Annotated in this window: 22 protein-coding genes; 4 read left to right on the top strand and 18 right to left on the bottom strand. The window is 52.5% G+C overall.

Annotation, left to right across the window (positions count from 1 at the left end; translation table 11 throughout):
- Window positions 1–8 precede the first annotated feature (8 nt).
- The 5 genes from hisI to ACXUPB_RS10975 are packed head-to-tail and all read right to left on the bottom strand — an operon-like array spanning window position 9 to window position 4,412.
- Complete coding sequence (gene hisI / locus ACXUPB_RS10995; RefSeq protein WP_035558177.1) at window positions 9–479, bottom strand: phosphoribosyl-AMP cyclohydrolase; 471 nt, start codon at window positions 477–479, stop codon at window positions 9–11.
- Window positions 480–520: 41 nt separating this feature from the next.
- Complete coding sequence (locus tag ACXUPB_RS10990) at window positions 521–961, bottom strand: transcriptional repressor (protein WP_035558180.1); 441 nt, start codon at window positions 959–961, stop codon at window positions 521–523.
- A 57-nt stretch (window positions 962–1,018) separates the two neighbouring features.
- On the bottom strand, window positions 1,019–2,017 hold the full coding sequence (locus ACXUPB_RS10985; RefSeq protein ID WP_035558183.1) for an alpha-L-glutamate ligase-like protein: 999 nt from the start codon (window positions 2,015–2,017) through the stop codon (window positions 1,019–1,021).
- Window positions 2,014–3,537 carry an inactive transglutaminase family protein gene (locus ACXUPB_RS10980; RefSeq protein WP_339935289.1) on the bottom strand — a complete coding sequence of 508 codons (1,524 nt, stop codon included), beginning with the start codon at window positions 3,535–3,537 and terminating at the stop codon, window positions 2,014–2,016. The genes ACXUPB_RS10985 and ACXUPB_RS10980 overlap by 4 nt, the downstream gene beginning before the upstream one ends.
- 38 nt (window positions 3,538–3,575) lie before the next feature.
- A complete protein-coding gene (locus ACXUPB_RS10975) occupies window positions 3,576–4,412 on the bottom strand; it encodes an ATP-dependent zinc protease family protein (protein ID WP_179915110.1) in 837 nt (278 codons plus the stop codon).
- A gap of 228 nt (window positions 4,413–4,640) precedes the next feature.
- Between ACXUPB_RS10975 and ACXUPB_RS10970 the strand changes: the two genes are divergently transcribed.
- The gene (locus tag ACXUPB_RS10970; RefSeq protein WP_336273075.1) at window positions 4,641–5,189 is read left to right on the top strand and encodes a DUF3833 domain-containing protein; all 549 of its coding nucleotides are present in this window, start codon (window positions 4,641–4,643) and stop codon (window positions 5,187–5,189) included.
- Window positions 5,190–5,289: 100 nt separating this feature from the next.
- Here ACXUPB_RS10970 and ACXUPB_RS10965 read toward each other — a convergent pair whose 3' ends face one another.
- From ACXUPB_RS10965 to gorA, 4 genes are all read right to left on the bottom strand, one after another.
- A complete protein-coding gene (locus ACXUPB_RS10965; RefSeq protein ID WP_008957961.1) occupies window positions 5,290–5,679 on the bottom strand; it encodes an ectoine synthase in 390 nt (129 codons plus the stop codon).
- Between the two features lie 91 nt (window positions 5,680–5,770).
- On the bottom strand, window positions 5,771–7,039 hold the full coding sequence (gene ectB / locus ACXUPB_RS10960; RefSeq protein WP_035558202.1) for a diaminobutyrate--2-oxoglutarate transaminase: 1,269 nt from the start codon (window positions 7,037–7,039) through the stop codon (window positions 5,771–5,773).
- Between the two features lie 109 nt (window positions 7,040–7,148).
- Window positions 7,149–7,727 carry a diaminobutyrate acetyltransferase gene (ectA, locus tag ACXUPB_RS10955; protein ID WP_008957963.1) on the bottom strand — a complete coding sequence of 193 codons (579 nt, stop codon included), beginning with the start codon at window positions 7,725–7,727 and terminating at the stop codon, window positions 7,149–7,151.
- 308 nt (window positions 7,728–8,035) lie between these two features.
- Complete coding sequence (gorA, locus tag ACXUPB_RS10950) at window positions 8,036–9,418, bottom strand: glutathione-disulfide reductase (protein WP_472952367.1); 1,383 nt, start codon at window positions 9,416–9,418, stop codon at window positions 8,036–8,038.
- 186 nt (window positions 9,419–9,604) lie between these two features.
- Between gorA and can the strand changes: the two genes are divergently transcribed.
- Entirely contained in the window at window positions 9,605–10,252 is a 648-nt protein-coding gene (gene can / locus ACXUPB_RS10945) for a carbonate dehydratase (protein WP_176302125.1), read from the top strand.
- A gap of 27 nt (window positions 10,253–10,279) precedes the next feature.
- Here can and ACXUPB_RS10940 read toward each other — a convergent pair whose 3' ends face one another.
- The 7 genes from ACXUPB_RS10940 to galU form a co-directional block, all read right to left on the bottom strand.
- A complete protein-coding gene (locus ACXUPB_RS10940; RefSeq protein WP_472952366.1) occupies window positions 10,280–10,810 on the bottom strand; it encodes a c-type cytochrome in 531 nt (176 codons plus the stop codon).
- Between the two features lie 62 nt (window positions 10,811–10,872).
- On the bottom strand, window positions 10,873–11,499 hold the full coding sequence (gene msrA / locus ACXUPB_RS10935) for a peptide-methionine (S)-S-oxide reductase MsrA (protein WP_472952364.1): 627 nt from the start codon (window positions 11,497–11,499) through the stop codon (window positions 10,873–10,875).
- A gap of 11 nt (window positions 11,500–11,510) precedes the next feature.
- Window positions 11,511–15,554, bottom strand: a complete 4,044-nt coding sequence (tamB, locus tag ACXUPB_RS10930; protein WP_472956637.1) for an autotransporter assembly complex protein TamB — start codon at window positions 15,552–15,554, stop codon at window positions 11,511–11,513.
- A 9-nt stretch (window positions 15,555–15,563) separates the two neighbouring features.
- Window positions 15,564–17,417: an autotransporter assembly complex protein TamA gene (gene tamA, locus ACXUPB_RS10925; protein ID WP_472956635.1), complete on the bottom strand. Its 1,854-nt coding sequence runs from the start codon at window positions 17,415–17,417 to the stop codon at window positions 15,564–15,566.
- 130 nt (window positions 17,418–17,547) lie between these two features.
- Window positions 17,548–18,369: a GumC domain-containing protein gene (locus ACXUPB_RS10920; protein ID WP_336268997.1), complete on the bottom strand. Its 822-nt coding sequence runs from the start codon at window positions 18,367–18,369 to the stop codon at window positions 17,548–17,550.
- A 9-nt stretch (window positions 18,370–18,378) separates the two neighbouring features.
- Entirely contained in the window at window positions 18,379–19,671 is a 1,293-nt protein-coding gene (locus ACXUPB_RS10915; protein WP_472956633.1) for a nucleotide sugar dehydrogenase, read from the bottom strand.
- Between the two features lie 3 nt (window positions 19,672–19,674).
- A complete protein-coding gene (galU, locus tag ACXUPB_RS10910; protein ID WP_472956631.1) occupies window positions 19,675–20,565 on the bottom strand; it encodes a UTP--glucose-1-phosphate uridylyltransferase GalU in 891 nt (296 codons plus the stop codon).
- A gap of 148 nt (window positions 20,566–20,713) precedes the next feature.
- Here galU and ubiG point away from each other — a divergent pair, with 148 nt between their 5' ends.
- Window positions 20,714–21,457: a bifunctional 2-polyprenyl-6-hydroxyphenol methylase/3-demethylubiquinol 3-O-methyltransferase UbiG gene (gene ubiG, locus ACXUPB_RS10905; protein WP_472956630.1), complete on the top strand. Its 744-nt coding sequence runs from the start codon at window positions 20,714–20,716 to the stop codon at window positions 21,455–21,457.
- Window positions 21,458–22,126: an HAD-IA family hydrolase gene (locus ACXUPB_RS10900; RefSeq protein WP_176302116.1), complete on the top strand. Its 669-nt coding sequence runs from the start codon at window positions 21,458–21,460 to the stop codon at window positions 22,124–22,126.
- A 44-nt stretch (window positions 22,127–22,170) separates the two neighbouring features.
- Here the strand turns inward: ACXUPB_RS10900 and ACXUPB_RS10895 are convergent, their stop codons facing one another.
- Both ACXUPB_RS10895 and ybgF read right to left on the bottom strand, forming a co-directional pair.
- Window positions 22,171–22,932 (bottom strand): YciK family oxidoreductase, encoded by a 762-nt coding sequence (locus ACXUPB_RS10895; RefSeq protein ID WP_472956628.1) that lies wholly within the window; start codon window positions 22,930–22,932, stop codon window positions 22,171–22,173.
- Between the two features lie 70 nt (window positions 22,933–23,002).
- Window positions 23,003–23,803 (bottom strand): tol-pal system protein YbgF, encoded by an 801-nt coding sequence (gene ybgF / locus ACXUPB_RS10890; protein ID WP_472956626.1) that lies wholly within the window; start codon window positions 23,801–23,803, stop codon window positions 23,003–23,005.
- Between the last annotated feature and the right edge of the window lie 59 nt (window positions 23,804–23,862).

Raw genomic sequence — 23,862 nt, 5'->3', positions numbered from 1 at the left:
AGGCAGAACTAGGTTTTTTTGCCGTACAGATCGTCAGGATCAATCAGCGGCTTGCTGGTAATTGAGGCCTGCTCTCCATCCACGGCAATATAGAAACAGCTACGCCGCCCGGTGTGGCAAGCAGGCCCCGTTTGCTCGACCTGCAACAACAGCGTATCACCATCGCAATCTAGCGCAGCAGAAACAAGCAGCTGCTGCTGGCCCGATGACTCACCTTTGCGCCACAATTTTCCCCGTGAGCGCGAGTAGTAACAGACCCGCTGAGTGGTTAGCGTCTCTTCAAGGGCCTGGCGATTCATCCATGCCATCATCAAGACTTCTTTCGAGTCATGCTGCTGAGCAATGGCAGGAATCAAGCCATCGCTATTAAAGCAAACTGCCGTCAGTAGGGTAGCGACAGCGGGAAGAGTATCATCAGGCGTGGCTCGCTCAAGCTGCTTAAAAAGGGCGTCTGGAGCCACTTGGTCAAAACGGGACATACTGTTTACTCGCTAGCTGTTTAACATAGCTGCTCAACACATCAGCTTGTTCGACAATCTTGGCAGAGCCCCTGGAGCTCAATCGTTTGGCGCTCAACGTTAAATCCTTGACTCTTGGCCAATGCCACCAGTTGATCACTTATCTCGTCTAGATGCAGCTCTTCCACATAGCCACAGTGACGACAAATGAGCAGCTGAAAGCCGTGAACATGCTCGGGACATGCACAGGCTACGTAGGAGTTCTGTGACTCTATTCGATGCACCAGGCCTTGATCAATTAAGAACTCAAGCGCTCTGTAAACCGTTGGTGGCCGAGCAGCAGCGTGTTCCGTAGAGAGCTTATCGAGCAGATCATATGCCTTCAAGCCACCTCCGTTTTCGGCAATTAGCTCAAGTACACGCCGGCGGATAGGGGTGAATCGAACGCCGCGGAGATGACATTGAGACTCCGCCTGCTGCAGTAGTGTATTCGCTTGGGTCATGGGCAACTCGTTGAACGTGGTTAGCCTAGGCTCTCTTCACTAGTCTCTCGTATCAGTCTACGCGCTGGCGGAGGAGGTGTCAGGGCTTTCTACCAGTTCGCTTTGGCGAGCAAAATGGTGCTGCGCAAAGGCAACGCGCTCTTTTGCAGGCACGCCATCAGGCTGACGCTCAATAAGATCAAGACGGCGGCGCAAGCCTTCCCCATTGGTCATTTGAATCGCCAGCCCTGGCCGGGCGTTAAGCTCAAGTAGCATGGGACCGTATTTACGGTCTAACACCATGTCGGTTCCCAAGTAGCCTAATCCCGTCATTTCATAACAGCCTGCCGCCAGATTTAGTAGCGTTTCCCACTGTGGCACGACCAAGCTAGCCAGGTCGTGCCCCGTATCAGGGTGACTAAAACAGGGCCGGTCAAACTGAACGGCACGCAATGCGGCGCCGGTCGCAATGTTCAAACCAACGCCTACCGCCCCTTGGTGCAGGTTAGCCTTGCCATCAGAAGCCGCCGTAGAGAGACGCATCATGGCCATGACAGGGTAGCCCTTAAAGACGATAACCCGAATATCGGGAACCCCTTCATAGGTGTAATCCATCAGGCTTTCATCGAAATTAATTAGCGTTTCAATGACCGCCACATCAGGCGAGCCGCCCAGCGAGTATAGCCCTGAGAGGATATTCGACACGTGCCGCTCAACATCGGTAAGCGTTAGCTTGGCACCACTGGGTTTGATAAAGGCGTTATCCTCCACCTTTTCAATCACCAAAATTCCCTTGCCACCGCTTCCCTTGGCAGGCTTGATAACAAAGCCTGCGTGCCCCGTGAGCATGGCACCAATGTGCTTTACGCCAAACTGGGTCGTCACCGTACCGATTAGCTCTGGCGTGGTAATGCCATACTGCTGAGCCAGCAGCTTGGTTTTAAGCTTGTCATCCACTAATGGATAGAGTCGGCGTTTGTTATAGCGACCAATATAACGAATATTACGCCGATTCATGCCAATGATACCCTTATCACGCAAGCGCGTTGGCCAGGTCCAATTGTTAAACCAACTCATGATGGTTTCTCATCATCTGTAATTGGTTTGAAACGGCGCAGCTCTAATAGGCGGTAGCCTGTGTAACTGCCCAGCAACAAAATCAACGCCATCAATATCAACTGCACGCCCAGGAAGTTGAATGTGATGTGACGCACCCAGGGATTATTCATCGCCAGGTAAGCAAGGATAGCCGTAATCAAGCTACCGCCACCTTGAATCAACACCTGTTTAGGACCTTCTTCTTCCCATAAAATCGACATCCGCTCAATAGTCCAGGCAAGGATGATCATCGGGAAAAAGGTAATCGTTAAGCCAGCACTCAGCCCCATGCGATAGGCCAGCACAGTAAAGATAGAAATGATCGCGATCACCGTGATGATAACCGCGGAGACCCTGGCCACCAGCAGCAAGTTCAAGTAAGAGAGATAGTTACGGATAATCAGCCCGACCGCGACGATAAGCAGGAAGCCAATCAAACCCGTGGGAAGGGTGGTTTGAATGAAGGCGAGGGCGATCAACACCGGCATAAAGGTCCCGGACGTTTTGATGCCCACTAGCACACGCAAAAACACCACCATTAACGCACCAATGGGAATCAGCAAGATAGTTTGGAATAGCGCCTGTTCTTCCAACGGCAGACTATGAATGGAGAAATTCAGCAGCGTGTCTTCGGAATAGTGATTGCGCACCGCGGCTGAAGCCGGCTGATCGTGGGTCATCATTGAGAAGGTAACCCGGGAGTTGGTGCCACCTTGTACTTCTAAAACAGCTCGACCACCCGTTTCCCACAACAGTAGGTTTTCGGGTTTGCCTTGCTCGCCTGTCAGCGGATGAAAAATGGCCCACTGCTCACCAGACTCGTCAAACACTTGAATCCAACTACTAAGTGTTTGGCGGCGACGTCCATCTTCCAATAGCAGGCCGCTTACTTCGCGCGCTAATACACCCGCTTGGTTGAGCAAGCGGACCACCAGCGCTGCTGGGTTTTCCTGAGATAACAGAAGACGCGCGTTCTCACCCTGACGCTCACCATTCACGTCTCGGATCAGTTCCCGGGCAAACGTCGCGTTATTGGCGCTGCGAGCCCAGGCTTGTTCGATCAGCTGGCTAGCCGCCGTGTCATAAGGGCTTTCCCATGGCGTTATTGGGGTCATTTCAGGCGGCGTTTGCGCCGGTGCTCGGGCATCTTGCGATACCAGCATTTGAACAGAGTAATATAGCGTTTGGCTGCCAGCCGCTTCGCGAATCGTCCACTGCGCGGTACGGCCTAGCTCATCTGCTTGGTAGGCCAAGCCATACCCTGACGATGCTGTATTTTCGGTTAATACCCGATAGCCAGCCTGATGAGAAGGCAGCGCCAAATCGACTTGCACAGGACCATCTTGAGCATTGAAGTTTATGCCCGCTTCAATCTCCCAGACTTGGCGTTGTTCACCGGGTAACCAGGGGATTTCAAACTGCACATGGCGATGTATGCTGGTGGCAATACCCGCGACCAACAGCAAGCCGACAATAATATAAAACATTAACCGTGACATGGAGATTCCTTTCTACGTAAAGCGCCAGGGGAGAGCAGTTACTCTTCTGTATCGTCGTCATCAACTGCTTCATCTTCAGCAGCTTGATCGGCTGGCTCGCCACCAGGAAACTCGGGACGGTCATGTAAGTAAGTATCGGCGACGTCTATTACCGCGATATCCATTAAGAAGCGCCGACCCAGTAGCACTGGATACTCTAAATGTGAGCGGTCATTCAGCGTGAACTCGACGTTTTCGCGGATAGGTCCCAACGTCATTAATAATGAAATAACCGGGCGGGATTCTTCACCAGAAGCTTGAAGAATACGAACCCGACGAACAATAGGCGCCTCTACCCATTCATCACGCTGTGACTCAACGGCCACATCGTCGTCGTTTAGCGCTAGTTTGAAACGCACCCAGTCTTCACCGTCACGCTCGAAGCGGGTGATTTCGTCGGCCGACAGCGATGAGGTATTAGCTCCTGAATCGACTCGCGCCTTGAGGTAGGTACCCAGGCTTGGAAAACCAACCCATTCACTACGACCCAGTAGCGTTTTCGTGCTTAGCGTCTCATCAACTTCACACTCTTCGCGGATGATGACAGGTTCTTCACCACGGGCTTCTAACTGCTGGACATCTTGGCGTAGCGAACGCAACAAACTACCGACTTCACGTACGTCGGCAGTGAGTACCTGCTGCTGATCAAGTTGGCGTGTCTGAAGCTCAGAACGGGTGTCGCATTGCTGCGCCAATTGGCTTTCTAATTCAAGGATACGAGTATTGAAAGACGCTTCGCTTAGGGGAGGCGGTTCATTAGTTTCTGGCTGGGTTGCTGCACAGCCTGCGATTGAAAGCGACAAGCTAGCTATTAGCCACAAAACACCTGGGCGCATAACGAGAGATATCCTTGGACAAATAGGTGGAGGGAATAATAAGGAGATGGGGGACTAGTGTCCAACGTCATCACGATTATTCAGACACACAATTTACCTTATTTAACATAATATATATTAAGCGAACCCGAGTAAGACGCAGTGGCTACAACAGCTTAGCTGCTCTATGCTGTTAAATTATTTTACCATAGCTGTACCTGAGCCCATTTTAATATAGGAAATGATGCCATGATCCATTCGCTGCGCATAAGCTTTTTCATACTGCTCTTCCTGCTGACTGGCTGTGTGGGTGTTGATATCGAAGATTACGCTGATTCAGAGCCTCGCTTGGATATTGCCGAGTACTTTACAGGGACTACGCGAGCTTGGGGCATGGTGCAGGATTATTCTGGTGAGGTACAGCGCCGCTTCACGGTGGAAATCCAGGGCACCTACGAGGCCGATACACTAACGCTGGATGAGTCCTTCGTGTTTTCAGATGGTGAAACCGACCGACGGGTATGGACGTTTGAACGTATCGACGCGCATCACTGGGTTGGCACCGCCAGCGACGTGGAGGGACACGTTAAAGCTCGCCAATATGGACATGCTTTCCATATGCGTTACCCGTTAGAGATTGCTATCGACGGGCGGATGATTACGTTCACCATGGATGATTGGATGTACCTGCAACCGGATGGCCGCTTGATCAATCGAACGGCTATGCGAAAATTTGGCTTAACGCTGGGTGAAATCACCTTAGTTTTTGAGAAAACCTTTGAGAATACAGGTCAATAGACAAAACTCGGCACCTAGCTAAAAAAGCAGCCCGCTATTCAGCGGGCTGCTTTTTTCATCTCAAGCTGACGATTTCATAATTTCTTTCTAAATAGCGTTTCTATTCTGCTGCGTATGAACCGTCTTCCTGGTGGACTTCATTGCCGGTAATCGGCGGTGTGAAGACGCAAGCAACCGTCATTCCTTTTTCTTTACCGCGTAGCAGGTGCTCATCGTGCTGATCTAGCAGGTAAATGTCGCCTGCTTTGATCGGCCAGATTTTACCGTCGGCCAGGGTTTCCACCTCGCCTTCACCTTCATAGCAAAACACCGCTTCGTAGTGGTTTTTATAATGAATGTGGGTCTCAGTGCCGGGAAAAATTCGGGTAATATGGAACGAGAAGCCAGCGTTATCATTGGCTAAAACAAGACGTGTGCTATCCCAATTGCCGTTTTCAGCGGTGACTAGGCGTTCTGTTTTGCGCGCTTCTTCGAGATTACGAACGATCATAGAAGTACTCCATAGCATAGCGGCTAGCGATTACTAGCCGCAGTTTCCCTAACGAAACGGGTGTGAGCTGACGCTTTATCCTAACGCCAAATTACTCGCTAGCAACAGCTTTCACGCACATTTCCAGAATATCCAGGCCTTTCAGCAGGTCTTCATCGCTGATGGTCAGTGGGCACAGACACTTCACGACTTCACCGTCCTGACCACTGGTTTCAATTATCAAGCCGTGCTCAAACGCTTTGCTGGTAATTTTATCAGCGATATCTCCCGATACCACGTCAATGCCACGCATCAAACCACGCCCACGTTCAGTGGCAGGCATGCCGCTCTCAGTCAGCAGTGCCGCAAGCTTTTGGAAACGCTCTTCTACAATACGTCCTTTGCGCTGAACATCACGCTCAAAGGTATCGTTGGTCCAATATTTTTTTAACGCGGCGGTGGCTGTCACCATCGCTAAGCTGAAGCCACGAAAGGTGCCGTTATATTGACCTGGCTTCCACTTATCCAGTTCTGGACGCATCAAGACATGCGCAAATGGCAGACCAAAGCCAGAGAGTGACTTCGAGTTGGTAATAATGTCTGGCGTGATGCCTGCATGCTCAAAGCTGAAGAACTTACCGGTACGACCACAGCCTGCCTGGATATCGTCGATAATCAGCAGAATATCATGGGCTCGGCAAATGCTTTCCAAACGCTTCAACCACTCCAGGCCTGCCACGTTGATACCGCCCTCGCCTTGCACGGTCTCAATAATGACACCAGCGGGAACATCCAGACCGCCGGATTTGTCGCCCAGCAGTTTTTCAAAGTAATCCAGCGTGTCGGTATGTTCGCCCATGTAGCCATCATAGGGCAGGAAGCTGGCACCCTGAGTTGGGATACCGCCCGTGGCTTCACGGAACTTACGGTTACCGGTGGTAGCCAAAGCGCCCATCGTTACACCGTGGAAGCCATTGGTGAACGTCACGATGTTGTGACGGCCTTTAGCAACACGGGCCAAACGAATGGCGGCTTCGACAGCGTTGGTACCAGTCGGGCCTGGTAAATGCACTTTGTAGTCGAGACCGCGTGGCTTGAAGATGACTTCCTCAAGCGTTTCTAAATAATCGCGCTTGGCATTGGTCCACATATCCAGACCGTGCACAACACCGTCTGTTGACAGGTAATCAATCATTGCCTGCTTCATGTGCGGATTATTGTGACCGTAGTTAAGCGTGCCCGCGCCGGCGAGGAAATCAATGTATTCACGGCCGTTCTCATCGGTTAGGCGCGCATTTTGCGCTTTGGTAAATACCACCGGGAATGAACGAGAATAAGTACGTACATTGGATTCCATGCGTTCAAGCGTCTGGGTCTGCATTGCGACCTCCTTGGTCAATCATTTTGCCATTAGGCGTTGCTAGCCCGGAGCAACATGAGCGGGAAAAACAGTATGTTCACTACGTGCTGTTTATGGTTAAACGCACGTATTAGATGCGGTCTGTTTGGAACGGACCGATACGAACCAGGTTTTCCGGGTCATGCTCCCCTCCGAGCTGTTCGGTAGAGAAGTATTCGCGGCTATTGAGCGGCGCATGCCAGCGCGCGGCCAAGCGACGAAATAAGCCCCAAGAGGCTAGATTGTCTGGCGTGATCGTGGTTTCAAGGTGATGCACATCGTCAAGCTCGGGGCGCGACATGATTGCCTCGACCAAGCGACGTGCAAGCCCTGTACCGCGTGCTTTTTCGCCGACGGCTACCTGCCATAAGAAGTAAGTATCGGGGGCATTATCCTTCACATAGCCCGATACAAAACCAACGATTTCACCCTCTTCATTGGTAGCGACTGCACAGGTATCACGAAACTGTGTAGCGAGTAACAAATAGGCGTAGGCAGAATTCACATCCAGCGGCGGGCAGGCTTTGATAAGCTCGTACACTCCCCAGCCGTCATCCGCATTAGGTTTGCGAATAAACAGCGGTGTCTCCGCATGACCAACGACGGCATCGGCCACTGTAGGCCTGGCCAAGTCAGCAGAGGGGGTAAACGGTTGTATGGGCGTACTCATAGTTATGCTTCGCTGTAGCGAATTTGATGATCATTATAACAGCTGATTATGAGCAATTCAAAAATCATATTATTCACCACCCTACTTTCCATAATTTTTTGTTATGAGAAACGGCTTGTTAGCTATCTGCTCGCGCTCAGATCTGTCGTTACTGATTTAGAATAGCCCAACTTGCCGACAAAAAAAGGCGTGCCAATGGGCATACCTAAATCTGTTTTCACTCACAACTTGTCTTCACATGCACGATCTTCATATGCGATGTCTGCACGGGCATCCAGCGCTCGTCGCAAGGCAACATAAGCACCGGGTCAAGTACGCGTGAGCGTGCGCATAGTGACGAACTCCTCTGCTCCCGTTGGGTGGATACCCACAGTGCGGTCAAAGTCATGCTTGGTAAGGCCTGCCCTTACCGCGATAGCTATACCTTGAATGATTTCACCTGCGTCGTCGCCGACCATATGGGCCCCGACCACCACATCAGTGGCATCGTCTACCACCAATTTCATTAAGGTGCGCTCTTGGCTACCCGACAAGGTGTGCTTCATGGCCCGAAAATTGGTGCTATAAACGCGGATATTGGTGAATTTTTCACGAGCCGCCTCTTCGGAAAGCCCTACCGTGCCGATGTTAGGGTGGCAAAAAACGGCGGTTGGAATCGTGGTGTAATCGAGCGGCTGGGGGACGGTGTCGGCAAAGTGGACATCCACCAGCTGCATCGCTTCTGCCAAGGCCACTGGCGTTAGTTCTGGGCCAGCGATTAAGTCGCCTAGCGCAAGGATTGACGGTTGCGCCGTTTCAAAACGCTCGTTGACAGGGATCTTGCCCTGCTCATCCAGGTTAATACCCAGCGCCTCCAGACCCAGGTCTTTGATATTAGCTTTGCGCCCAGTTGCCGCCAGCACCACATCGACTTCCATTACCTGCCCATCGGTGAGATAAACGTTGTAGGCATTCTGGGTGGCTTCAATACGCTCAATATTGGTGTTGAAGTGGAGGTTGACCCCCTTTCTTTCCATTTCGGCACAGGTGAATTCGCGAACCTGTTGATCAAAACCTTTCAAGAACAGCTCGCCACGATAGATGAGGTGTGTCTCGCTACCAAGCCCGTTGAAAATGCTAGAGAACTCGACTGCGATGTAACCGCCACCCAAAACCAGAAAGCGCTTGGGAAACGTATCGAGATCAAAGATCTGGTTGGAGTCCAGCGCATATTCGCTACCCGGAAAATTGGGCACCCATGGCCACCCGCCCGTGGCCACCAGGATTTTTTCTGCGCTTATCGAAATATCGCCATGCTCTCCGCTCAACGTCACTGTATTCGCATCAGCCAGCCGAGCCCGGGCATTAAAAAGTGTTACTCCCGCGCCTTCCAGCATGCGCTGATAAATACCGTTTAGCCGTTTGATTTCGCTTATTTTATTATCACGCAGCGTCGCCCAGTCAAAGCTTGCCGGGCCAGGCAACTGCCAGCCAAAACCGGCCGAGTCATCAAAGCTGTCGTGAAAATGGGCGGCGTATGAGTAAAGTTTTTTGGGCACACAGCCAACGTTGACACAGGTACCGCCCAGGTATCGGTCTTCGGCAATCGCTACTCTGGCACCGGTGGCGGCTGCCATACGCGCAGCACGCACGCCGCCGGAGCCTGCACCAATCACCAGGAGGTCATATTCATATTCGGAAAAGTCGGCCATCGTTTGCTCCTGTGAAGTTAAAAATGATTACCCCTGACGGCCAAACAAGGATATTGACCTGACTGTCCGGGGGGGTTAAAACCATTTGCTGCTATTTTATACTGTCCAATCCCTTATACTTGCTAAGATTTATTATTCCGCTTCTCGATCAGCGACTTAACTCTATTTAATCTTGCTGGAGACACTATGTCTGACTCTATTGCGACGCTACTCGATAACAATCGTGCCTGGGCTGAGCGCATGTGCGAAGAGGACCCCGACTACTTTAAACGGCTTTCAAGTCAGCAAAACCCAGACTATTTATGGATTGGCTGTTCGGATAGCCGTGTGCCCGCCAATCAAATTATTGCGCTGCCGCCTGGGGAAGTTTTCGTTCACCGCAATGTAGCGAACCTGCTCCACCATACGGATATGAACGCCCTGTCGGTGGTTCAGTACGCGGTGGATGTGCTTAAAGTCAGCCATATTATGATTGTCGGACACTATGGTTGTGGGGGCATTAAGGCCGCCATGATGGGTGGCGAATGCGGTGTGGTCGATTATTGGCTACATTCGGTTCGCGAACAGTACAACCGTCACCGTGATTCGCTAGACCATCTTCCTCTGGAAGACCAAATTGACCGTATGTGCGAACTCAACGTTAAAGCGCAGGTGAATAGCTTGTGCCGTACCAAGATTTTGCAGCGCGCCTGGCAGCGTGGGCAGCAAATCTCGGTACATGGCTGGGTTTACGGTTTAAGCGATGGTCGCGTTAAAGACCTGAATTGCACCATCAGTGGCTTAGAGCAAGTGGAAACGCTTTACCGCATTGACCGCATACAATCAGGCGATTAAGTCTCTCTTTGAGCGCCTACTGAGACGCTAGTCGTAGCGGTAGGCGCGATGGCAGCTCTTGCAGCTAGCGCCTACCTCGGAAAGTGCTCTCGCTGTGTCACGAGTATCCCCCTGTTCGGCGACCTCAACCAGCTGAGTGATTTTATCCTCAAGGTCAGTAAAGCCAGCGGCAAACTCACTCCACTCTTCCCAAATAGAGGCGCGCGCCTCAGAACCACCGCCATGCGTACCTGCAATAAAGGCAGGCAGTAGCTGCTGGGCAGTCGCACGCTCTTGGAGTTCCGTTAAGCGTGGGGCAGCGGCCTCTACATCTTGATTGTTAACTAAGTCAAAACGCAGCTGACGAACCAGGCTTTCAATATCTTTGAGCTCTTGCTGGCGCCACATCACTGCGTCACGCTCGCTGGCGAACTGAGTGTCGCCAACGGTTTGAGGCATTGAAAGCTCGCTAGTGGCCTCGTCGCCCGCCCAGGATAACGGCGCACATAGTAGCAGTACCAAAGTGCTGCCTATCGCGCTACGCTGGAAAGCCCGCTTTCGGTGATAACGCTGCTGCATAATGGCTTCCTTTATAATGCGCTGGTTAGCTTGGTTAAATTAACTTTGATAAAAATGAGCTTTTAGCCTATCGGGCAGGTCACGCCGGTGCCTTTTAAGCCGCAGTAGCCATTCGGGTTTTTGTCGAGATACTGCTGATGGTAAGCCTCTGCATAATAAAACGCTTCAAGCGGTTTTATTTCGGTCGTGATTTGCCCTTTGCCTGCCTTGTTGAGCGCCTGCTGAAAGGCGGACGCGCTTTGTTCAGCGGCTGCTTGCTGAGCCTCGCTGGTGGTGAAAATAGCTGAACGATACTGCGAGCCAATGTCGTTGCCCTGTCGATTTCCCTGGGTAGGATCGTGCTGCTCCCAGAACACCTGTAGCAGCGTTTCCAGGTCGACTTGCTTTGGATCGTAGACTACCCTCACCACCTCGGTGTGACCGGTACGCCCAGTGCAGGTCTCATCATAGGTGGGGTTGGGCGTTTCACCGCCGGCATAACCTGCCGCGGTCACATAGACGCCGGGCAATTGCCAAAACAGACGTTCAACACCCCAGAAGCAGCCCATTCCCAACACAATCTCTTCATGGCCCTTTGGAAACGGTGGATGCAACGAATGCCCGTTGATGGTGTGAACATCGCTGGTCTCTATAGGGGTATCACGGCCAGGCAGTACACGACTGGTACTTGAAGAAGAAAATAGCGACATATCGCCCTCACTCATTGCTGCTGTAAGATTTTTGGGTCACCGGAACGGGTAAAGGTGTAGATCAAGTCAACCGCCTGATTGGTACCCGATACGGCCTGAAGATAAAGGTTACGCCACAGCGTATAGCGTAGTGTTAGTTCTGCAATCGGCGAGAAAATTCCCACGCCGTAACTAATCCTAAGGTCGTCGGTCAGTTGGCCACTGACGGCGACTTGGCTGTCATCGCCTGCGCCGGTGGTATCCAGGGTTAAGTCGTCAATGCCGAAAGCCTCGCCAATCGAGCCAACTGCGCCACCGGTGCGTCCTAACGACATACCAATCAACGCCGTCGTCAGTGCGCTATCCACCCCACCACTGGAGGCGTCCGGGGCGCGGCCCCGTAGTAAATATGAAAGTGCTCGTGTTTCATCCATTGCTGGTTCGGAGAAGATCAGTACATTGGGGGCTTCGGCATTACCGGTGACACGCAGGCCAGCAATAACGTCATCTTCGGTAACGTCGGGATTACGGATGGCCTCAAAGTCGAGGGTAGGTAGCCCAGGGGGTCCGCTAAACAGTAGTTCACCGCGGCGAATGACCAAGTCTTGACCGAACGCCTGGAAGCGCCCATCGACTAAATTGACATCGCCAAATAGCTGTAATGCACCGCCACTTTGGCGAATTTCTAATGAACCTCCCAATCCGGATTCTAAGCCGTAGGCCGATAGCTGCATATCACTGCCCAGCGTTAGCGTTACCAGCACATCAAGGGCCATGCCGGTAGCGGCTAGTTCATCTGCAGCGCTAGGCTCATCACCATTGGCGGCAGCACGCTGTGCCTCAATTTCTGCCTGCCGATCATCGCGTTCGGTGATAATCACTTCATCACTGCTAGGCGTAACGGCCGACGATGGCATATCGCCAATTTCCAGTCTTGCCCAGGGTAAGTTGATGTCTCCCCTTACTTGCAGCCTTTCTGGGGTCACACGAACACGAACATCAGGCGCAGCTTCAAGACGACCAAACTGTGGCAATACGATCAGAATAGGCTCTTGAACAGCATTTAGGTCGACGCCAATGCGCCAATCGTCACCGCTTGGCCAGTAAGCATCACCGGTGATTTCCAAACGCCCGCGCTCGGCCGCCAGATAACCGTCAATATCGCCCTGCTCACCGTCAAAAGAGACCAGTAACTCTCCATCTTGTACATCGACTGGAATATCAGGACCATTAACACGAATACCACGTAACCCAAGCTGGCCCTGTAAACCGGGCTGGTCAGTAGTGCCCGAAATTTGCACACTACCGGTCAGATCCCCTTCCAGTTGATCCATCCCGACGAGCATAGGGCGATAAGGTTGCAGTGAAACATCGTCTGCTCGCAATTCCCCACTGAGCTCGCCTGCCCCTAAGGGGTCATTGATCGATAATTCCAGATTCAGATTGCCTGCCTCGGCAAGCGAAAGCGTCACATTGGCATCCGCTTGTGCCTGGTTAGCCTCAATCTGGGCGTCTAAATTAATTTCTGGCAATTGCACGGGCTGACCATAATCATTGATGGCAGTCACTGCGAGTTCACTGAGCACCTGCAGATTTGCCTGCCACTGGGCACCGCCCTGGCGCCAATCAGCGTTGAGGTCCGCCGTTGTATCGCCTTCTAACTGCCACTCTTCGGGTAAAAAAGGCTCCAGCATCTCCATAGGGACTTCACGTAATGAAAGCACAGCGCTGCCCTGTTGCGCCGAAGCATTTATTTCCTCTTCAGAACAGACCAAGCCGCCCTGCTCACGACGCAGACAGAAGGGTGAAAGGTTCGCCTGACCGCTGGCCAAGTTGTAGCGAAGATCCAAGGGTGCTTCAAGGCGAATATCGCCAGCTTCGGAATCGATTTCCAGTGGCGTTACCCGGGCCTGATACAATTGGTTCGGCTGATCAAAACGCCCATCAAGGGCGAGTTGCGCGCGACTTAATACGTTGTTGTCCGTACCCTGGGCATTAAGCTCAAGACGATGTTCTGAGAGGCGCCCGGATAAATTTACGTTCATGGTAGACAGCGCCTGGCCACCGGCATTGACATTTTGTAGAGCCAGTTGAACATCAAGGGTAGGGTCATCGATTCCCTGCACATCGGCATTAAGCGTGAGCCGTTCAATGCGATTTTCGCCGAAACGCACGCCATCACCTTGTAAATCAGCAAGCAATTGCGGCTGATCAAAGCTACCGCTAGCCTTCAGCGTTCCCACAATGTTGCCCGCCAGATCCGGCGAGAGGGTTTGCAGCTGGCGTAGCGCAATGTCGGCATTTAACGACATCGCCTGTTCGCTGACTTGGCCTGCCGCTTCCAACCGGTTATCCCCCTGGGTAAACAGCAACTGTTCAATATCCAGCTCCATATTGCTGTTGGCGTCCAAGGCTGCCTGCAGTGTTAGGGGGTAGTCCCGCAGGACACCATCGATCGCCAAGTTGGGTACACTGACAGCCCACAGGGCACCTTGCGGGCTCTCTTGCTGGAACAGGGAAAACTCAATATCGCCATTCAGACTGCCGTTTAACTGATCCACGAAGTGGGAAGGGTCAAACTGATCCAAACGGATACTCGCATTAACCTGCAAGGGAGCTAACCAGCTAACGGTGCCTTCACTGCGCAGGGAGCTTTCGCCTACGGCCAGGTTAAGCGGCTGCCAGCTAAAGTGTTCAAGGTCGCCCTCACCGCTGACGTTAATCTGGGTACGCGGCACGCTGGGGCCCTCAACGGCCATCGCGAGCTGAGCGCTATACTCTCTCAGGCTGCCGGTCATCTGTAAATCCAGCTCATCGACCACATAAGGGTCGGTGGCCACATCGCCGTCGACTTGCGCCGTTTCGTCAATGGCGAGCGGCCACTGTACCTGGTCACTTTGTAACTGCACTTGAAATGGCAGCGTAGGGGCTAGCGCGTCTACTTGTCCGTTTAACGACGCGTTTACCGCGCCGGATACCTCCAACTGTGCTTCAAGTGCATCGAGTGGGCCAGACAGCGTTAACGTCAAGGTTTCGCCATCGAGCTCAGGAAACCTCTCAGCTAAAAAAAGTTCTACGTTCAAACGAGCTTCAAGTGGGTAACTGTCGCTTAAAGTTGCCTTTGCGGTTAATTCAGCCTCTGCGTCTGGGGTAACGACAGCAAGCTCGGTTAACTCAATGCGGTCGCCCTCGGTCATCAGTCCAAGCTGAAGGCGCTCCACTTGATACTCAGTGGCGCCTTCCAGGCGAAAATCGTTAAGCGTAAATTCGGGTATTTGAATATCCACCGGCAAGGTAATGGCAGGTAATTCCAGCCGTTCTCGTGCTTCTAACTGCTCTTCAGGAGACTCTACTGCCAGTACGGCTTCGTCTTGCGGTACGCGGAGCAATATAGCGGCATCGATAGCCTCAGCAGAAAGAGGTGTTTCAGTGGCTTGCGTTAGTAACACCCCCGCCGATGGCGGCAAATAAAGGCGCGGTTGCTCCAAGTGGGTCGGCTCAAGTCGCACTTGATTGCCTTCAGCAACAGCCGCTGAGCTTAACGAGCGCCACGCGACCTCGGTGCCGTCGGCAAGACGCAGGCTGACATCGTCAAGCTGTAGCGAACGTAGCTCGATCGGGAAAGGGAAACGAATAGCGAGTGGCGCCCCCTCTTCTTCTGGCGGCGGCTCCTGTTCGCCCGATGCGCCTAAACGAACATCAGCGCCTACCACGCGGAGTGTGTCGATGCATAACCGGCCCGACAGGACGCAGTCATCCCCCCACGCAAGCTCAAATTCATCCACAGTAATACGGGTTTCACCCAGCTGCAGTTGGAAATCTTCGATCAGAAAATGATCAAGCAGCCCACCTTCATGGTGTGCATAGGTGAATAAGTCCCGCTGCTCCCCCTGCGAGAGCAATACACCAGTGCCCCAGGGCGATAACGCTACCCCAACAAGCAGCGCCGCAATCCCAAACAGCCAAATTGGCAATACGATAATCAGGCGTAAAAGGCTCCACAACAGAAGCCAGGTACGGTATTTGGGTGATAGTCGCTGACGCTTATCAGATGTCGCTGTTTCAACCTGAGGCAAATCTCTCTCCTAGAATTCCGGTCCGATGGAAAAGTGCAAACGCCAATCGTCTTCGTGGTCAAAAGGATGTGCGATATCAAAGCGAATTGGCCCGACCGGTGAAACCCAGCGCACCCCGGCGCCGGCGCCTGTTTTCAAATCGTTAGGTCCCCAGTTATCAAACGCATCACCATTGTCCACGAAGGTGGCTGCCCACCAATCCCCCGTAACACGCCGTTGATACTCAAGGGTCGAAGTCAGCAGTTGCTGGCCGCCCCGGAGCCGCCCTTCTTCATTACGTGGTGAAAGGCTTTCATAGGAGTAGCCGCGCACACTGCGGTCGCCACCGGCAAAAAAGCGTAACGAAGGTGGGATTTTGGCAAAGTCATCGGTTTCGATGGCGCCTAAACTAATCCGCGCCAGGAATCGGTTATCATTGCCGATAGTGCGAATCCATTCCGTATCGGCCGTAACGCGTGTGAACTGCGCATCCGACCCCCAAACCTTATCCGAGTACTCTAAAGAGAGCTGCTGACGGTCGCCCCACAACGGAAAGCGCTGAGGACGTGTTCGAGTTCGTGACCACTGAATACCTGGATAAAACAGCCATACTTGATCGGCTTCGCCCCCCTGCTCGAAGTCTTCGTAAGTGGTACGGAAGTACAGAGTTTGAACCCAATCGTTATCAAACTCCCAGCGCCGAGCTACTTCAACGGTGCCTTCTAATGATTGGGTATCACTATCGTCAATATTACGGATACCGTATTGCAGCCGGTAGCTATCGCGCAGCGGGTCTTCTAGCGGAACGTTATATACCCCGGTAAACCGCTGCTCTGGGGAGGATATATAGAGGTCGTGGTCAAGACTATGCCCATAGCGATTGATCCATGGTTGCTCCCAACCAAAACGCAGACGGGGCCCCACATCGGTTGCGTAGCCAATGCCGACTTCAAACTGGTGGCGATCAGCAGGCTCTACACTGACATCAATAGGTAACTGCGTATCACTGGGCTTATTGATGCTTAGCGCACTGGTTAAAGCCGCACCGGTGACTCGTGGGCGCTCTGGCTGGGAAGCAGTCGCCTCGCTCCACCAGGCGTCTCCACCACCAGACGGAGACATCGCCAGCTCTTGCGCTGTTTCAAGGCGCGGCCGCACTGACACTGAGCTAAACCAGCCGGTTTCTGCAAGCGATTGGTTATAGTCAGCCAGCGTTTGCGCTAGATAGGGATCGCCTCTTTCAAACGGCTGTATACGGAGTAATCGGTCAATCTCAATGTGGCTACCCGTTATTGAAGTCTTTCCAAACTGGTAGCGTGGGCCACTGTCAAAATTCATATAGAGGCGCGCACTTTGTAAATACGGTCGGACTTCCATACGCCGATCCGTAAAGCCCCAGTCAAAGTAACCGCGCTCGATAGCCAAACCAGAAAACTGACCACGCAGCCGCTCCCACGGGGCATGCCGCAGTGCGTCACCCTCTTCCAGTGGGAAGTCTTCTACTGCTTGTTGAAACGGTGGGTCGTTACTGGCGTCGCCTTTGACATTAATTGATAAAATTTCAATTTCAATTTGAGGTCCTGGCTCAACCTCAAGCGAGACGCGCTCATCGCCGGTGTGCTCAAAGGTTATATCAGGCTCATAATACCCATACACACGCATGGCTTCTTCAGTACGTTGACGAACCTCACCTTCTAAACGTGCTTCGGTGTATTGCTCAGCCTCTACGTTCTGTAGATAGGCTTGAATATTACTTTCGACTTCATCGGAAACACCCGTGATGCTCGCCTCTAACGCCCATGCCCCGTGTGTTGCGTATAACAGTGGTAGCACTACCAACACTGTGCGACCGGTGGCTGAAGTCCATCGCCGTTGTCTTCCCATACATTTTTATCCTAACCTAAATCAGCGGCTTCATTACCCAGTCATATAAAAACCCAGTATTTTCAACGACTTAAATAATATTCTTCGGCACTAGAATGCATCAATGCTATACAACTATTCTGACTACCTTTTAACGTAGCATTTCTAACTGGGCACTAAAGGCAAGCTGTGCCTGACGGACTTGTCGAACATCACTCTCTAGTGCATTCAAACGTTCCGACCATTCCTGCTCTAATGCCGTCAAAGCATCTTGATCCGGTGACGCTTCAACCTCAGCAATAGAAGCCTCCAGCTCATCAAAGCGCGACTCAATGGCGCTTCTTTGCGCTGATAACTGCTCTTCCCAATCACTACTAATGTTACTGATCTGACTGTCCAGTACGGACAGGCGTTGTTCGGTCAGTTGCTCAAGATGGGACACTTCCTCAATCAAGTTTTGCCGTCCTGAGGTACCAGCCTGTTCCAGGGCATTCAATGATTCCCGCATCGCCAACAACTGACTGTCGCGCAACTCAGCTTGCTCATTAAGCTGGTTCAACTGCTGCAGCAATGAATTGATCGAATCACTAGAGGCCATGTCCTCATTCATTGTTAGCAAACTGTACAACTCTTCGCGAGTATCGGTCAGCGCAATGGACAGCTGCTCTTGCTCTTGAAAGAGCGTCGACATCTGAGCTTGTACAAAGGTTATCGTATCTTGTACATCAGTGTCATCCGAATCCAAGCGAGCATGAACATTGGACACTTCGCCACTTACCCGATGTAACTCATTTAACAGTCGTTCACGTTCGTACCAAAGTCCAGCCGCCGCCGCACCCAGTAGGGCAATGATTAATAACAAGCATAGCCATAGCGGCCACAAAGTAGGCCCCTTTCGGTGGCGCAAATGCTGCGCCGTCAAGCTTTGATCCACATCGGGTACGATACGAGAGGATGCAGTGGCGTCTGGCATAACATTTCCTCAGAGAGTCTTCGGGTCGGCACGACGGCCTATCCCGCGGTACATTAATCCACAGCTGGCAACAAATTCAGGATCGTAAATATTGCGTCCATCTAATACGAGCTTAGCGTTTAATAACGAGCTCAGCCGATGCCAGTCTGGGTTCCAATAGGTTTTCCATTCTGTCACCAACATCAGTACATCGGCGCCCTCACAGGCTTGGTAGGGGTCATGAGTAAAGGTGCGCAAATCCTCGCGCTCGCCTACCAGGGCATGGAGAGCTGGAACGGCGGCTGGGTCGTGTAGCTGAACCTTAACTCCCTGCGCCCAAAGTGCTTCAAGCAATGTTATTACGGGCGCGTGGTCAATACGTGCAGTGCCGGGCTTGAACGCAGCTCCCCAAATCGCCACGGTTTTTCCGGCCATTTCGCCGGAAAAATGGGACCACAGCTTGCGGAACAGCGTCTCTTTTTTCTGTTCGTTAATATCCATTACCTGCTCAAGCAGCGCTGAATATCGGCCACTCTGCAGTTGCACATCGGCCAAGCGAATCAAATCGCGGGAGAAGTTAGGACCTCCAAAACCGCATCCAGGGTACAGGTACTCAAACCCGATACGCGAATCGGCCCCCATCCCCTGGCGGACATGTTCGACATCAACACCTAGGGTATCAGCCAAACCGGCGATTTCATTCATATAACTGATACGCGTGGCCAACATGCCGTTAATGGCCAGCTTGGTTAACTCCGCAGCACGGCGAGGCATACACTGAAACACTTCGCTACGCCGATTAAAGGCGCGTAACAGCTCTCTGGTGACTTGCTCACCCGTCGCATCATCGCAGCCTAGCAAGCGCCGGGTTGGGCGTGTAAAAAAATCCCATGCACGGCCCTCTTCTAACGTGTCGGGCAGTGCCACACTGGAGTGCTGAGCCCCCATTAACGTATGCAGGCGTTCGGTCTCGCCTACCGGAAACGTCGAGTTATTAATCAGTACAATACCGTGCTGATTCGCTAATAACGGGGCCTCAAGTAGTGCACTGGCCGAACTGCGCTGTGAAGGTGATAACGCCATCCAAACCACCTCTGGAATGGCGGCATCATCAATCTGCTCAATGAGCTGCAGGGTACCCTCTGCTAAGCCCTGCTCGAGATGCGTCATTAAATGAGGTTCACTGCGTAACCAGTCCACCTCAGAAAGCACTGACCAAGGCGCTTCAGCGTGGGGTAACCACTGAACCTGATGCCCCACCCATGCAAGCGCAGCGGCTGCCGTCGCTGCGCTTAATTCGCTGCCGTAAAGTAACACCCGCATGCGTTACTCTCCCTGGTGGTAACGTGACAGCAGGGTTTGGAAAGCTTCTCCAAACTCAGGATGGCGGCGCGCGTAGGCGAGTGTGGCTTCAAGGTAACCTAAGGGCTGTCCACAGTCGTAGGTAACACCTTGCATGCGATATGCCTGGACGCCCATCTGTTCTCGCAGTGTTTCCAGCGCATCGGTCAACTGTATTTCACCACCGGCACCGGGCGGTGTTTTTTCTAATATGGAGAAAATATGGCCTGGTAACGCATAACGGCCTATGACCGCTAAATTCGAGGGTGCAGCATCACGCTTGGGTTTTTCCACCATGCCGGCTAAATCGGCTGACTCGTTTGCAGCGGGCACATCCCCTGCTGGCGCCACGATGCCATATTTTTCCACCTGCTCCCAGGCGACTTCTTCCACCATCAATTGCGCCGTTTGCTGCTGATCATAGGCCGCTAACATACCGGCCAAGTCCGTTGCTGAGTTGGCACTGTTATCGACCAACACATCGGGCAATAGCACCGCAAAAGGTTCATCGTCGCCAAGGATGGGACGGGCACAGAGTACTGCATGGCCTAGCCCTAACGGCACGCCCTGACGAATGCTAATAATGCTGACGTCGTCAGGCACTATATTGCGCAACATTGTCAGAAGCTCATGTTTTCCCTTTTTTTCCAAGCTAGCTTCCAGCTCAGCATGGGTATCGAAGTGATTTTCGATAGCGCTTTTATTGCTACTAGTGACCAGCACAATCTCACGGATACCAGCGGCAATTGCCTCTTCAACGACATACTGGATCACCGGCCTATCGACAATCGTAATCATCTCCTTGGGAATAGCCTTAGACGCTGGCAAGCAGCGGGTACCAAACCCGGCAACAGGAAGTACGGCTTTACGAATCATAGAAGAGGTCCTTTTCATGCGTTCCGACACAGGAGTGGTTAGAATGTCCATAATACTGAAGGCGTGGATGGATACCACCTCGCAACGGCGAACAAGTGGCTACACGTCAATATTTTGCTAAATGTTCAAAAGTTATGGGAGTCACACTATGCAAGCGACACCACAGGATAGCATTGCTCATCACTATCAAGACAATGTCGATGCAGCAGAAGTCGCCAAATTTGAGGCTCTTGCTAGCCGCTGGTGGGATCCGCAGGGTGAATTCAAATCCCTTCATGATATTAATCCCTTACGTCTTGACTTTATTGATGCGCGTGCGGGGCTGGCGGGTAAAAAAGTGCTTGATGTAGGCTGTGGAGGCGGCATTTTAAGCGAGTCAATGGCCCACCGCGGTGCGACGGTAACGGGCATTGATCTCGGTGAAGCGCCATTAGCAGTGGCCCGGTTGCACGCCGAAGAGCGTGGCGTAAAAGTTGATTACCAACATATCAGCGTGGAGGCCATGGCCGCTCAGAAGCCTGGTTTTTACGACGTGGTAACTTGCATGGAAATGCTGGAGCACGTGCCGGATCCTGCCTCCGTCATTCGTGCTTGCAGCGCCCTCGTGCGTCCGGGTGGTTATGTGTTTTTCTCTACGTTAAACCGTACTGCCAAGTCATACGCGTTCGCAATTTTAGGCGCCGAGTATGTGCTTAAACTGCTGCCACGAGGCACGCATAACTATGCAAAATTTATTCGCCCTTCAGAAATGGCGGCTTGGTCTCGCCACAGCGGTTTAGAAGTGCGTGAACAGACGGGACTAACCTACAATCCGCTTACCCGCCACTACCGCTTGGTCAGCCATGATGTCTCGGTCAATTACATGATGTACTGCCGCAAGGTAAGCGATTAAATGTCGATGCAAGCACCTCAAGCAATACTTTTCGACCTGGACGGAACGTTGGTCGATACGGCCCCCGATTTGGCAGAAGCGACCAATGCACTGCGTGCTCACCATGGGTTAGCGCCGCTACCCTTTGAGGTAATTCGCCGCCAAGTCTCTAATGGCGGCAGTGCGCTGGTTACGCTAGCGCTGGGCTTAGAGGCCTCTGCTGAGGGACACACTCAAGCACGCCAGTTTCTACTTGATGCTTATGAGCAAGCTGTAGCGGTACACAGCCGGGTTTTTTCGCCGCTTGATGCGTGGCTACAAGAGTGGCACGGCGATCAGCGGCCTTGGGGGATTGTCACCAACAAACCGCGCCGCTATACCTTGCCGCTACTAGAAGCTCTGCTGCTACAGCCTGGCGCACTGCTATGTGCGGATGATCTCAGCGTTAAAAAGCCAGCGCCTGAACCGCTTTGGGAAGCTGCCCGACGCCTTGGCGTTGACCCTAAACATTGCTGGTACATCGGTGACCATGTACGGGATATGGAGGCCGCCGTCGCCGCCGGTATGACCGCCGTCGCGGTTGGCTATGGCTATATCAGCGAAGAGGATGACTACCAGCAGTGGCCCGCTGATATTTGGTTTGAAGAGTGTGCAGCGCTGGTCGATGCCCTAGGCGAGTTCAAGCTCTAGACAAGCATGATGGCGAGCATCGACGCGGCTTTCAAAACAAACGGTTATGTGCGGGGAGGTTGGGCATCTAGCTTTTGCCCGCTGGTGCCTGCGCTGTCTGGCCCCATTAGCCACAGGTAGGTCGGCATAATCTCTTCCGGCGTACGCAGTGTGAAGGGATCTTCACCAGGAAACGCCGTACGCCGCATTTGGGTGCGTGTGGCGCCGGGGTTAAGTGAATTCACCCGAATATGTGACTGATTATTCAGCTCATCAGCCAATACCTCGACAAAGCCTTCAGTGGCAAATTTAGAGACAGAATAAGCCCCCCAGTAGGCTCGCCCTTTACGGCCAACGCTAGAGGAAGTGAAGATTATCGAAGCATCTTCAGACTGTTGCAGTAGTGGTAATAACGCTTGGGTCATCCAGATAGGCCCATTGATATTGACCTGCATCACCTGCTGCCATAGCTCAGGGTTATATTGCTCAAATGGCGTAATGCGACCTAATAGCCCAGCGTTATGCAGCAAACCATCTAAGCGGCCAAACTCATGATCCAGCGTTTCGGCCATATCATGAAAATCTTTGAGGGTAGCGCCTTCAAAATTGAGCGGAAAAATCGCGGGCTGAGGCCCGCCTGCCGCTTCAATTTCATCGTAAACACGCTCTAATTTGGCAATGGTGCGCCCCAATAGAATCACGGTGGCCCCATGCTGGGCATAGCTTAATGCTGCCGCACGGCCAATCCCGTCTCCTGCGCCGGTTACCAACACGATGCGATTTTCCAATAGGTTAGGCGCTGGTTGATAGTCGATCTTGCAGCTCATGCTGATTCCTTGAAACGATTCTTAGAAGCTGTTCATAAAAACTATTCGTAAAAGCTATAAAGAGCAAAGTTTAACTTGCTGACTGGCGTAAAAAGTCACTGGCAAGGCCCGCGGCACTGCTTTGCGGGTAGTCGTCACGCACTCGCTCTAGTAGCTCACGGCTACGTTCCGCTTCGCCTTGACGCGCTTTTACTAAGCCTAACTTATAAATCGCATCAGGTACTTTGCTGCTACCGCTATACTCGTCAATGACGCGGCTAAACGCTTGGTCAGCAGCGTCCAACTCACCTTCAGCCGAATATAACTCACCCAGCCAATAGTGGCCATTGGCCGTTAAACTGGTATCAGGATGATCATTGACAAAGGTTTCAAACGCCGCGATAGCTTCCTCAAAACGGCGTGCTTGAACATGTGCAAAGGCCGCTTGGTAATCGGCTTGCGCCTCTTCACTCACATTGCTAGTAGAAGGCGTGTTAACCACTTCCTCGGCAGCTTCGGGTTCAACCGCTGGGGTTGATTGCTCAATCTGCGTTGGCCCACTGCTCATCAGCCGGTCTTCAATATCGAGATACTGCTGCTGTGATTGACGACGCAGTTGCTCTAACTGGTGACGCAATTCTTCAATCTGACCGCGCAGTTGCTGGATTTCCTGCTGATGCTCCTGTACCTGGTTAAATAACACCAGATTACCGCTGGAGGCTTCCTGACGCTGCGTCTGCTGATAGAAGCTACTGCTGGAAGCGTCAGAGTTGGAAAGATCTTGGACGAGCGGCTGTTGAGCGACGGCCATTAAAGGCAATACGGACAGCGGGAGCGCTAAGGCTCCCGCACCGCACAGCCTCTCAACGTAACGCTTGAGACTGTGATTCATGATGACTCCGTAGACGTAAACGGCGTGCGATAAGCCGCACGCCGAATTCATCAGTGGCT

The organism is Vreelandella sp. DA03-1M, assembly GCF_055725665.1.
The sequence above is the reverse complement of the archived record's forward strand: the minus strand, read 5'-3'. Positions and strand labels throughout refer to the sequence as shown.